The organism is Pseudomonas sp. TNT3 (assembly GCF_010095445.2).
Lineage (GTDB): Bacteria > Pseudomonadota > Gammaproteobacteria > Pseudomonadales > Pseudomonadaceae > Aquipseudomonas.
Map to the genome: position 1 here is coordinate 1 of NZ_WFGV02000096.1, position 11,307 is coordinate 11,307.

Annotated in this window: 10 protein-coding genes and 1 pseudogene; 7 read left to right on the plus strand and 4 right to left on the minus strand. The window is 59.7% G+C overall.

Annotation, left to right across the window (positions count from 1 at the left end; translation table 11 throughout):
- Window positions 1-820: 820 nt before the first annotated feature.
- Both GBC55_RS28750 and GBC55_RS28755 read right to left on the minus strand, forming a co-directional pair.
- Window positions 821-2,038 carry an MFS transporter gene (locus GBC55_RS28750; RefSeq protein ID WP_162441003.1) on the minus strand — a complete coding sequence of 406 codons (1,218 nt, stop codon included), beginning with the start codon at window positions 2,036-2,038 and terminating at the stop codon, window positions 821-823.
- 71 nt (window positions 2,039-2,109) lie between these two features.
- Window positions 2,110-2,859 carry a hypothetical protein gene (locus tag GBC55_RS28755; RefSeq protein ID WP_162441004.1) on the minus strand — a complete coding sequence of 250 codons (750 nt, stop codon included), beginning with the start codon at window positions 2,857-2,859 and terminating at the stop codon, window positions 2,110-2,112.
- A gap of 192 nt (window positions 2,860-3,051) precedes the next feature.
- Here GBC55_RS28755 and GBC55_RS28760 point away from each other — a divergent pair, with 192 nt between their 5' ends.
- Genes GBC55_RS28760 through GBC55_RS28770 form a run of 3 tightly spaced genes read left to right on the plus strand, consistent with a single transcriptional unit; the run spans window position 3,052 to window position 5,732 of the window.
- Window positions 3,052-4,353: an MFS transporter gene (locus tag GBC55_RS28760; RefSeq protein WP_162441005.1), complete on the plus strand. Its 1,302-nt coding sequence runs from the start codon at window positions 3,052-3,054 to the stop codon at window positions 4,351-4,353.
- A 56-nt stretch (window positions 4,354-4,409) separates the two neighbouring features.
- Window positions 4,410-5,231, plus strand: a complete 822-nt coding sequence (locus GBC55_RS28765) for an aldo/keto reductase (protein WP_162441006.1) — start codon at window positions 4,410-4,412, stop codon at window positions 5,229-5,231.
- A gap of 30 nt (window positions 5,232-5,261) precedes the next feature.
- The gene (locus tag GBC55_RS28770; protein ID WP_162441007.1) at window positions 5,262-5,732 is read left to right on the plus strand and encodes a DUF1810 domain-containing protein; all 471 of its coding nucleotides are present in this window, start codon (window positions 5,262-5,264) and stop codon (window positions 5,730-5,732) included.
- Here the strand turns inward: GBC55_RS28770 and GBC55_RS28775 are convergent.
- Window positions 5,697-8,057, minus strand: a complete 2,361-nt coding sequence (locus GBC55_RS28775) for a DNA polymerase II (RefSeq protein ID WP_162441008.1) — start codon at window positions 8,055-8,057, stop codon at window positions 5,697-5,699. The two genes, GBC55_RS28770 and GBC55_RS28775, sit on opposite strands and share 36 nt — an antisense overlap.
- A gap of 454 nt (window positions 8,058-8,511) precedes the next feature.
- Here GBC55_RS28775 and GBC55_RS28780 point away from each other — a divergent pair, with 454 nt between their 5' ends.
- Window positions 8,512-8,952 carry a CBS domain-containing protein gene (locus tag GBC55_RS28780; RefSeq protein ID WP_162441009.1) on the plus strand — a complete coding sequence of 147 codons (441 nt, stop codon included), beginning with the start codon at window positions 8,512-8,514 and terminating at the stop codon, window positions 8,950-8,952.
- A gap of 122 nt (window positions 8,953-9,074) precedes the next feature.
- Here GBC55_RS28780 and GBC55_RS28785 read toward each other — a convergent pair whose 3' ends face one another.
- Window positions 9,075-9,698: a glutathione S-transferase gene (locus GBC55_RS28785; RefSeq protein ID WP_162441010.1), complete on the minus strand. Its 624-nt coding sequence runs from the start codon at window positions 9,696-9,698 to the stop codon at window positions 9,075-9,077.
- Between the two features lie 158 nt (window positions 9,699-9,856).
- Here GBC55_RS28785 and GBC55_RS28790 point away from each other — a divergent pair, with 158 nt between their 5' ends.
- The 3 genes and pseudogenes from GBC55_RS28790 to GBC55_RS28800 all read left to right on the plus strand — a co-directional run.
- A complete protein-coding gene (locus GBC55_RS28790) occupies window positions 9,857-10,378 on the plus strand; it encodes a DUF3455 domain-containing protein (protein WP_162441011.1) in 522 nt (173 codons plus the stop codon).
- Window positions 10,379-10,522: 144 nt separating this feature from the next.
- The gene (locus GBC55_RS28795) at window positions 10,523-11,050 is read left to right on the plus strand and encodes a sigma-70 family RNA polymerase sigma factor (protein WP_162441012.1); all 528 of its coding nucleotides are present in this window, start codon (window positions 10,523-10,525) and stop codon (window positions 11,048-11,050) included.
- Window positions 11,047-11,307: pseudogene (locus GBC55_RS28800) on the plus strand (RNA polymerase subunit sigma-70); the annotation flags it as partial. The gene GBC55_RS28795 and the pseudogene GBC55_RS28800, both read left to right, overlap by 4 nt.

The following is an 11,307-nucleotide window of genomic DNA, read 5'->3' on the forward strand; positions in this document are numbered from 1 at the left end:
CCGCAGGAATCTCACCGCCGATCAGACCGCTATCGCGAGCAGGCTCACTCCTACAGTTTGATCTGGGGGCATCCGAGAGAAAGTTGTCGACTGTCAGGCCGCCATCGCCGGCAAGCCAGCTCCCACATTTTGATCCGAGTACTTCAGAGGAATGCCCATCGTCTATCAGGCCGTCATCGTCGGAACGCCGCCCGGACCAAGCTCGGCTCCCACAGGTGAACGCGTGAACTTCGAAAGTCAGGTCGGTTGGCAGGCCGCCTCGCTTTGCTTCTGATCTGCTTTTGATTTTGATCTTCTTGCCCCATGGGAAGGCCGAGCGCAGGTTCTGCGCAGTGGGCAACCCGGCATGGATGCCGGGTTAGCCGTGCACGGCCAGGGATGGCCGATCGCGGCGGGCCCACGGAGCAGGACCGGAGCGAGGGTATGCCGAGCCCCGGCGAGGCACCGGACGAAAGGGGCAAGAGCGCTTTGGTTACTTTGCGCTTTTCAAAGTGACTCGCTGTAAGAGCGAAACCAATAGCCGCCGTGACCGAAGAAACGGATATGTACACCCGCAGGAATCTCACCGCCGATCAGACCGCTATCGCGAGCAGGCTCACTCCTACAGTTTGATCTGGGGGCATCCGAGAGAAAGTTGTCGACTGTCAGGCCGCCATCGCCGGCAAGCCAGCTCCCACAGTTTGATCCGGGTGCATCAGGAAGATATCGATCGGCTGTGAGGCTGTCATCGCGAGCAAGCCAACTCCCACATTTGATCCGGGTACATCCGGGAGAAACGAGGTTGGCTGACAGGTAACCCTATCGCGAGCAAACTGTGCGTCTACAAATGAACCCGCCGCCCCGGCCTGAAGCTGTAATGCCGATTGATCCACACCGTAGCAAACGCAATCAGCGACAAAATCAACAACGCCCACGGAAACGACATCGCCCCCGCCCGGTCCAGCAGCAAACCACCCAACAACCCACCGCCCGCAATCGCCACATTCCAGGACGTGGTGAGCATCGCTTGCACAACATCCACATTGTCACCCGCCGAATCAGCCGCTGCCGTCAGCACCAACGTGGCCGACCCCCCGAATGAAAGCCCCCACACCGCCATGCAGCCATAAATCACCCAAGGCGACGAATTTGCCACCGCCAGCACCAGTGCCGTCAACGCAAACACGGCCAGGCTGATCAACGTCAAACGGCGCAGCCAGCGGTCGACCAGCAGGCCGATAATCCAGATCCCCACCAAGGAGCTGATGCCGAAGACCAGGAGCACCAGGTCCACCCGCTCACCCAACCCGGCTTGCTTCAGAAAAGGCGCGATATAGGTGTAAAGGATGTTGTGCCCAAGCATCCACGTCAGGACCACAAACAGCACCGGTCTTACGCCAGGGGTGCGAAATACCTTTGCCAGCGGCAGGCGTTGGGTGTCGGCCTGTCCCGGTCGGTCCGGTACCGAAATCATGATCCATGCCGCCAACACCAGCGCCAGTGCCGACATGATGCCGAACGAGGCGCGCCAACCGATCATGTTTCCCAGCCACGTACCCGCTGGCGTACCCAACGACAGCGCAACCGGTGTGCCGAGCATGGCGATCGCCAATGCCCGACCCTGCAGGTGCACCGGCACAAGGCCCCGCGCGTAACCGGCCATGATTCCCCAAGACAAACCCGCCGCCATGCCCGCCAGAAACCGCGAGACCAGGGTCAGGCCGTAATGAGTGGAAAAAGTAGTGACGGTGTTGAACAGCAGAAATCCGCAGACCGTCATCATCAACACCCGACGCCTGCGCCAGCCGCGAGTGGCGACGGTCAGGGGGATGGCCGCCACGATTGACCCCAGTGCATAGAGTGTCACCAGTTGCCCGGCCCATACCTCGCTCACGTTCAGCCCCGCACCGATTTGTGTCAGCAACCCGGCGGGCAGGGTTTCGGTGAGGATGGCGATGAAACCTGTCATGGCGAATGCCAATAACGCGGCGTAAGGCAGTTTCTCGGTTCGGGTCGAGTGATCGATCAGCCCGCGTTCGACAGTGGCATGGTCAGTCATGACGTGTGCAGCTCCCTTTCAATCAATGCAGGCGCAGATTGTATACAACTTTGCACTCTACCTGACTCAATTCACTGCACTGGCAAAAAATTCAAAAACAGCAGACTTTGCGCGTAATTCAGGCCGATTCGGCGATACCGTTCGTCGAGCATCTGAGTGAGCAAGTCCAGCCGCGCGACGATCTTGCCGAATTCCACGGCGAAACTCAGGTTGCTGCCCTCCTCCGAGATTTCGTTGGAAAACAGCAACGGCCCGCCCTGGGGGTTCTGCCGCTGACTGAGGATCCAGGTGGCTTTCTCGATGTTGCGCGCGGCGTTACTGACGAACGCCGGGTTGATCGCGTCCGTCATGTAGAACTCCATGCGATTGCCGTGCGCGGTCACCAGCATGCTGCCGATGGCGTAAATGAACGCGCCGACCCGGTCACCCAGAAACTCCGGGCTCATGGCGTAGCTCAACGCGGCCAGGTCTTTTTTACCGCCCAGGGTCGGCAGCGGCTGCTGCTGTTCGATGGCCATGCGCACCTGCTTTTCCGCGGTGCGCGCGTCAAGGAAGCCGGACTTTTTCAACTCGTCCGGGTTGCGCAGGTAGAGCTTGGTCATCAGCAAGTAAAGGCTGTCGAGGTTGTCACGCATGGCCAGGGTGGCCATGCGGTCGACGCTGGTCTGGAGGAATTCCTGGGGTTTGCCTTCGCGGAACTGGTCGACGATGTCCCGCCCCTGCTGCCGGCTGCAACCACTGACGAAGAGCATCGCCAGCGCGCTGAACAGCAGGCAATAACATCGGAATTGCACAGTAATGAGGGGTAACACTCGAGCCATGGATTCTGGGACTTGGGCATTGGCCGGCGGTGGGGATCGCCGCGGGCTGGCCAAGGATAGAGCCGCGAATACTGAAAAAGTGCAGTGCCGACGGTCTGTAAACGTCCGTCGGTACATCGACTCCCGGTTCTGTGTACCCTAGCCGCCGACAAGGAACGTCATCCGGCGAGCTGTTTGAAAAGAAGGGAATTCATGGGCAGCGATCATTCAGGTTTCAGGCTGATCCCCGGCATCAACCGGCAACTGCTGAAGGTGCAGTTCAGTTTTTTCCTCATGGTGCTGGGAGGTCGGTGCAACCAGTTGGCCGTGGCCTGGTGGACGTTGCAGGAAACCGGCTCGGCCGTGTATTTCGCCAACATGATCGCCTGTTCGATTGCGGCAGAAGTGCTCGCCAGGCCTTTGTTTGGATGGCTCGGCGACCGGTACAACAAGATCCTCATCCTCAAAATCGTATCGATGCTGAGCGCCCTGACCGCGCTGGTGATGGTGCTGCTGTCCGTCACAGGCGCCTTCAATCCCTGGACACTGGGCGCGCTGATGATGATTGGCAGCGCGGTGGTCGGCGTGCGCGATCCGCTCCAGGCGTCGATCATTCCGCTGTTCGCAGACGACGATAAAGTCTCCCTGGCGTTCCGCAGTAAAAGCGTCATGTACTCGTTTTCGACCCTGCTGGGGCCCGTGCTGGCCAGCGGGCTGATTTATGGGTTCGGCATTGCATTCGCGTTGGCCGCCGATTTCTTCGCGATCCTTGTTGCCGGGGCCTTGATCGCCACGGTGCCGACGCACACAGGTGCCAAGGAGACGGACGCAAAAACGCGGGTAACCAGCGGTTTCAGGATGATCTGTTCAGGCTTCAAAGTCGTTTACGGCGTCAAGGTCGAGTTTTTCCTGGCGATGATTGCCATGCTGGTCAACTTTGCCCTTTTCCCCTTTTTTACTATTCTGCTTCCCCTGTACGTCAAAGACGTCATCCAGTACCCCGTTACTTACATCGGCCTACTGGACTCGTGTTTCGGCCTGGGTATCCTGGCCGGCAGCTACAAGGTCATCGGCTGGCTCGGCGAGCGCCTATCGCGTGACCTGTGTGTGTCGGCGGGCTTTGCATTATTGGGGGGTAATTTGTTGGTCGTTGGCACCGTGTCCTCGTCGGTCATCGTTCCCCTCGCATTTTTCTGCGGCGGCATCGGCCTGATGCTGATCAACATTCCGACCTCGGCGGTGAGGTTGCTGGCGACGCCCAAGGATCACCGCAACCGGATTTTCGCCACCGTGTCGTTTCTATCTGCGGCGGCCAGCCCTTTGGGCAGTTTCGCGATGAACGGCATGATCACCACAATGGGCGTCGCGCTGACGATCACGTTGCTGGGTGCCATGGTGCTGCTGTTGTCATTGCTGGTCTTTCTGGTGCCTGATTTCAAGACGTTCATGCGCACACGCGACACGCAACTCGCTGATGCGTATAGGGTCCGGTACCCCAGCGCCTTTGCCCACTGAACCTCACGACGTTAATGCTGCCGAAGAGAAATACCCCACAGTGTCAGGAGGTTTGAATGCGCACTTTGCAATTGGCCGGCGTGGATGTACCGGTCATCGGCCAGGGTACCTGGCGCATGGGCGAGGACCGATCGCAGCACGCCCAGGAAGTCGCGGCCCTGCGCCTGGGCATTGAGCTGGGCATGACCCTGATCGATACCGCAGAAATGTATGCCGAAGGAGGCGCCGAAGAAGTCGTAGGCGAGGCCATCGCCGGGCTGCGCGACAAGGTGTTTCTGGTCAGCAAAGTGTATCCGCACAACGCTGGCCGCAAAGGCATTCCCCAGGCGTGCGAGCGCAGTCTGAAGCGGCTGGGCACTGATTACATTGATCTGTATTTGCTGCACTGGCGCGGTCAATACCCACTTGAAGAAACGATAGAAGCGTTCGAACGCCTGCGCGAAGCAGGCAAGATCGGTCGTTGGGGTGTGTCCAACTTCGATGTGGACGACCTGCAGGAGCTGAATTCACCTGCCTGCGCCACCAATCAGGTGCTTTACAACCTGGAAGAACGGGGCATCGAATTTGACCTGTTGCCGTGGTGCCAGGCACACCAGCTGCCAATAATGGCGTACTGTCCCATTGGTCAGGGTGGGCAAATGCTGACCCATACGACGTTAAAGCAGGTGGCTGCCCATCACGGCGTGACACCAGCACAGGTTGCGTTAGCATGGATTCTGCGTCAGAAAACCGTGATCGCCATCCCCAAAGCAGTCCGGCCCGAACACGTGAAACTCAATGCTCAAGCCGCCGATCTGCAGCTTGAAACCGGGGATCTGGAAGCGCTGGACCAAGCGTTTCTCGTGCCACACCGTAAACAGCGATTGGCCATGGTCTAGGCCTTCGCTGTTTCATCAGAGGGCTTCTATATGAGAAGCACTGATCCGCTGGATTCTTTCAACCTGCAACGCTTCATCCAGGCGCAAGCGCCGGTGTTCGACCACGTCCAGGAGGAACTCAGCGCCGGGCGCAAACGCCGGCACTGGATGTGGTTCATCTTTCCGCAGATCGCCGGGCTTGGCGGCAGTGAGATGTCCCGGTATTTCGCCATTCAGTCCGCCGCCGAGTCAGCGGCCTACCTGAATGATCCTCTGCTGGGCTCACGCCTGCGCACCTGTACCCAATTGGTTCTGAACATCAGACAACGCTCGATTGCCGAGATTTTCGGACACCCTGACGACCTGAAGTTTCACTCATCCATGACCCTGTTTGCGCAGATCGGCCCCCCTGACAATCTGTTCAATCAGGCACTGGATCAGTATTTCCATGGCATTCCCGATGACTGGACGCTGTCGCTGCTGGACTCAAAACAAGCCCAATTGCCCACCAATCAGGGTTGAAAAGTCATCGTCAACGAACGGCAGGATCGCGTCCGCGATCGGTTGCAGTTGGCGCGTGACGTAATGGTCGTAGTCGATGGGCGCTCTACGGATTTCCAGCGGTTCGGGGCCGGCGACAGTGATCACATAACTGATCCAGCCGCCATTCTGATACTGCCGCGGTCGGCCTTGCTGGTCGTTGTAGTCATCGGCAGTGCGCGCTGCCCGCACGTGGGGCGGCACGTTGCGTTGATAGTCGTCGAGGGTGCGGCGCAGGCGTTTACGGTAGACCAGGCGATCGTCGAACTCACCGGCCAGGGTCTTGCTGACGTAATCGCGCACATAATCCTGATAAGGCTTGCGGTGGAAAATCAGCGAATACAGCTCCTGCTGGAACTGTCGCGCCAGCAACGACCAGTCGGTGCGTACCGCTTCCAACCCCTTGTAGACCATTTCGTCGGTGCCATCAGCCCGCGCCACCAACCCGGCATAACGCTTTTTGCTGCCCTCCTCGGCCCCCCGAATGGTCGGCATCAGGAAGCGCTTGTAGTGGGTTTCGTATTGCAGCTCCAGCACGCTGTGCAAGCCATATTCCTGCTGGACATGTTCACGCCACCATTGATTGACGTGGTCCACGAGGGAGCGGCCGATCTGCGCGGCTTCTTCCTGGCCGTGGGCTCGGCGTAACCAGACAAACGTCGAATCGGTGTCACCGTAAATCACCGTGTGCCCCTGCGCTTCGATCAACTGGCGGGTGCGCAGCATGATCTCGTGGCCGCGCAAGGTGATGGACGACGCCAGCCGCGTGTCGAAAAAACGGCAGCCACTGGACCCGAGCACCCCGTAGAACGCGTTCATGATGATCTTCAGTGCCTGGGACAGCGGCGAGTTGTGTTCACGCTTGGCGGTCTCGCGACCTTCGGCAACCCGAGACACAATGGCGGGCAGGCAATGCCGGGTTCTGGAAAACCGCGCTCCACGGAATCCCGGCACCGAGTCCTGGTCGTCCGGATACTTGAGGCCTTCGATCAGCCCCACGGGGTCGATCAGGAAGGTGCGGATGATCGAGGGGTAAAGGCTTTTGTAGTCCAATACCAGCACCGACTCGTAAAGCCCCGGTTGCGAGTCCATCACGAAACCACCAGGGCTGGCCTCTGGCGGCCGGCCTCCGAGGTTCGGCGCGACGAAGCCCTGACGGTGCATCAACGGCATGTAGAGATGGGTGAACGCCGCCACCGAGCCACCGCTGCGGTCCGCCGGCAACCCAGTGACGCTGGCGCGCTCCAGCAGGAAGGTCAGCAGCTGGGTCTTGGCGAAAATCCTCGTGACCAGTTCGCAGTCCTTGAGGTTGTACTTGGCCAGGGCTGGCTTGTCCTCGGCGAACATGCGGTTGATTTCGTCCATGCGCTGGTACGGCGTACTGATCGCCTTGCCTTCACCGAGCAGGGTTTGCGCGACGTTTTCCAGGCTGAACGACGGAAAACTCCAGGTCGCCGAACGCAGGGATTCGATGCCATCGATGATCAGCCGTCCGGCCGCTGCGGCGAAATAGTGGTTGCGGCTGCCATGCTCGCGCCACTGCATTTCTTCACCGCCACGCCCCAGTTTCAACGGCACCCCCAGGCGCCGGGCATGCTCGTGGAGTACGCGTAAATCAAACTGCACGACGTTCCAGCCGATGATGGCGTCCGGGTCAAAGCGCTCGAACCATTCGTTGAGCTTCTTCAACAGCAGGGTTCGGCTGTCACAGTATTCGAGCCGGAAATCCACCTCGCTGTCGTCCCCGTTGGGAGGACCGAGCATGTACACCTGACGCTCGCCGCAGCCCTCCAGGGCAATGGAATACAACTCGCCTTGCGCGGTGGTTTCGATGTCCAGGGACACCAGCCTGAGTGCGGGCCGGTAGTCGGAATGGGGTTTCATCTGCGCATCAAGCAACAGGCCGTCGGCAGTGGGGTTACCGCCGAAGATGACCGGGGCAGTGATGAAGCGCTCCATCATGTAGCGTTCCGGCGGGCGGACATCGGCTTCGAACATCTCGACACCGGCCTTGCGCAGCGCGGTTTCCAGGCGCATCAACTGCCCGTGCTGCTGGCAATACACACCAAGCACCGGCCGATGTTCGAAGTCCAGCAATGCCAATGGCCGCAGTTCGACGTTTTTCTCGTCCAAAAGCACCCGTTCAGCCTGCTCGCGCTGCTGCTCTGGAATGAACGCCACCGACGGTTGATAAGGCAGGCGAATGCGCCGGGGACCGTTGTCGGTCGCCAGCCAGAACTCGACTTCCGTGCCGGCCGGGGTATCGCGCCAATGCCGGGTCAGGACGAAGCCCTGCTGTAAATCCACCTGTGCAACCTCAATATTGATTCAGGGCGGTGATTCTACGCGTCATCGACGGGGTAGAGCTTGTGCATCGCGCATGAAGAGAGCATTGGGAAATCAGGTTACGCACCACAAATCGATAGAGCTGCGCCGTCCTTTGTAGCAGCTGCCGAGCCTGCGAGGCTGCGTCCGGCTGCGCAGCAGTCGTAAACCAGATACTTCGGTGGGTCAGATGACACTCGTGCAACGATTTGCGACTGCTTCGCAGCCGGACGCAGCCTCGCAGGCTCGGCAGCTGCTACAGGGATCGGGGGTGAGGTGTGAAAACCCGTTGCGTGTCCGAGAGTTGTATAGGGGGAATTTCCGTAAAAAACCGGCCCAATGACGTTTTTTGCACGTTATCTGCCGCTTTCGGTCTTGCCCTCGACGTCCGGGTCTATGATTCTTCTAGAACAACGACAACACCAGAGTAACCACCATGAAAACCGTCGCCCAACTGCTCAAGTTGAAAGATCAGAAGAATCAGGAAGTGCACCAGATCAAACCCGACCATATGGTGCTCGAAGCGCTGATGAAGATGGCCGAGAAGAACGTCGGCGCTTTGCTGGTGGTGGAGAATGACGAGGTGCTGGGTATCATCAGTGAACGGGACTACGCGCGCAAACTGGTGCTGCATGGTCGTTCTTCGGTCGGCACGCCGGTTCGCGACATCATGGTGTCGCCGGTCATTACGGTGGACACCCATCAAACCGTCGACACCTGCCTGGGCATCATGTCGGACAAGCGTCTGCGGCACTTGCCGGTGGTCGAGAACGGCAAATTGATCGGTTTGCTGTCGATCGGCGACCTGGTCAAGGAAGCCATTGCCGAACAGGCTGAGTTGATTCGGCAGCTGGAGCAATACATTCGCGGCGAATAACCTGAAAGAGCAGATCAAAAGATCGCAGCCTCGTTTCACTCGACAGCTCCTACGGGGTGCACCCCATTTCCGTGTAGGAGCTGTCGAGTGAAACGAGGCTGCGATCTTTTGATCTTTGATCTTCAGTTCGGCCAATGCCGGGCAAACACCGGCGCCAGTGTCGGGTGCCGGTCGATGCGTTCAAGCCACGCATAAAACCCGGGTCGGGCACTGCGCAGATGCTCGCGACTGCCGGCCCAACGCGTCACTACCGCTGCCAGCACATCCAGCGCCCCCGGTGTTTCATCGCCCAGGTACAGCTCGCCGGAGAACTGGTCCGCGAACACCTCCCAACTCCAGTGCAATCGCCGCCGCGCACCGGCCATCAGGTTCTGCCGGGACGTCTCATCCGCCTCCACCAGCCAGCGCTCGGGATAATCGATGATGCCAATAGCCGCGTAGCAATTGCTGACGATGTAGGCCAATCCGCGAATGACCTGATCCCGCTCGGCGACATTGCCGGGCAGCAAATCCGAGGAAGGGAACGTCAGCCCCAGATGAATGAGGATCGCCGCACTCTCGGTGAGAATGCTGCCGTCGGGCAGTTGCAGCGTGGGGATCTGCTTGAGCGGGTTGAGTTTCTCCAAGGCCTTGGCCGCCTCCGGAGTGGCTTCGACGTCGATGAAGCGATAAGGAATCTCACACAGTTCCAGCGCCGCTTCTATCGCCGCAGCGCCGGAGTTCTTGTGTCCGTAGAGCTGATACATACACACCTCCTTTGCGGTTATCTCTTTGTAGCAGCTGACTCTGGTGGCGCGGGAAAATTTCTTTTTTCAGCGCTGCATCCAAATCGCTGCGTGGCGGGTAGTACCTGTAGCAGCCGTAGATGCTGCCCAGCGGAATACTCATTTTCGGAGAGATACTGATGAACGCCAAACAGCTGATTTGCCTTGCCGGTTTGTTCGCCGCCGTTCCTGCAGCCTTCGCCCAGACGGCCCTGCCCGACAGCATCAAGGTTCCTGACGGCCACAAGGTCGCCATGGAAACCACCGGGGTCGGCGAGATCACTTACGAATGCCGCGACAAGGCGGGTGCGGCCGGGATGACGGAATGGGTGTTTGTCGGGCCCAAGGCCGTGCTCAATGACCGCAGCGGCAAACAGGTCGGCACCTACTTCGGGCCGCCGGCGACCTGGCAGGCCAAAGATGGCTCGAAAGTTACCGGTACGCAGCTCGCCGTGGCCCCGTCGAGCCCGGGTAACCTGCCCTATCAGTTGGTCAAGGCCAATCCTGCCGAGGGTAAAGGCGCGATGAGCGGTGTCAGTTACATCCAGCGCGTGGCCCTCAAGGGCGGCGTGGCACCCGGCACCGAATGCACCACCGCCAACAAGGGCAAGCAGGAAGTGGTGAAGTACCAGGCAGACTATATTTTCTGGGCCGCCCTGTAGGCAGTCAGGTAATGCATCTGCTCGCGATAACGGACCGTCAGTCGTCCACTGCCGGATCTTGATCCGCTATCGCGAGCAGGCTCGCACACAGGTATCCGCATTGTTTGCTAGATTGCATTCACGACCCGCTAACGGCTGAGCACAGTGTCCTTGCCCGAACCTCTTTTTGATTACGAAGCCCACCTGGCCGCCTGCGGTCGCGGCGAGCGTGAGGCCTTGCGGGATTTGTACGTGCAGGAGAGTCCGCGCCTGCTCGGCGTTGCCAAGCGCCTGGTGCGCGACACGGCACTGGCGGAGGACATCGTTCACGATGCGTTCCTCAAGATATGGACCGGCGCCGCCCGCTTCGATCCGGCACGAGGGTCGGCGCGGGGCTGGATGTACAGCGTGACCCGGCACCTGGCGCTTAATTTCATTCGAGATCACAGCCGCGAAACCCAAGGTGAACCGGACGTGCCGATCATTACCGAAGCCTTTGATGCGCATCTGCACTCGGGGCGCATTCATCATTGCCTGGAGCAACTGGACCCGGACCGGCGCAGTTGCATCGTGCATGCCTACGTTGACGGGTACTCCCACGCACAGATATCACACAAACTCGGCACCCCTCTGGGTACCGTCAAAGCCTGGATCAGGCGGAGCCTGACGGCATTGCGCGAGTGCATGGGATGATCACCGGACCTGCTGACGAAACCCCGGAAGAACGCGACGAGCTGGCCAGCGAGTATGTGCTGGGCACGTTATCGGCCGAGCTGCGCAGCCAGGTTCAACAACGCCTGCGCGACGATGCCGAGCTGCGCACGGCGGTCGACACTTGGGAGCGCCGCTTGCTGGGGTTGACCGATCTTGTCGAACCCACTACACCGACGGCTCACCTGTGGCCGCGTATCGAGCGCAGCGTGGCAGCCCTGCAGCCGCGCCCTCCGCTG

Bases quoted from the DNA above. Each gene is read 5' to 3' on its own strand.
- GBC55_RS28765 (WP_162441006.1), top strand. From the start codon at position 4,410: ATGCGCACTTTGCAATTGGCCGGCGTGGATGTACCGGTCATCGGCCAG.
- GBC55_RS28785 (WP_162441010.1), bottom strand. From the start codon at position 9,698: ATGTATCAGCTCTACGGACACAAGAACTCCGGCGCTGCGGCGATAGAA.
- GBC55_RS28750 (WP_162441003.1), bottom strand. From the start codon at position 2,038: ATGACTGACCATGCCACTGTCGAACGCGGGCTGATCGATCACTCGACC.
- GBC55_RS28780 (WP_162441009.1), top strand. From the start codon at position 8,512: ATGAAAACCGTCGCCCAACTGCTCAAGTTGAAAGATCAGAAGAATCAG.
- GBC55_RS28770 (WP_162441007.1), top strand. From the start codon at position 5,262: ATGAGAAGCACTGATCCGCTGGATTCTTTCAACCTGCAACGCTTCATC.
- GBC55_RS28760 (WP_162441005.1), top strand. From the start codon at position 3,052: ATGGGCAGCGATCATTCAGGTTTCAGGCTGATCCCCGGCATCAACCGG.
- GBC55_RS28790 (WP_162441011.1), top strand. From the start codon at position 9,857: ATGAACGCCAAACAGCTGATTTGCCTTGCCGGTTTGTTCGCCGCCGTT.
- GBC55_RS28755 (WP_162441004.1), bottom strand. From the start codon at position 2,859: ATGGCTCGAGTGTTACCCCTCATTACTGTGCAATTCCGATGTTATTGC.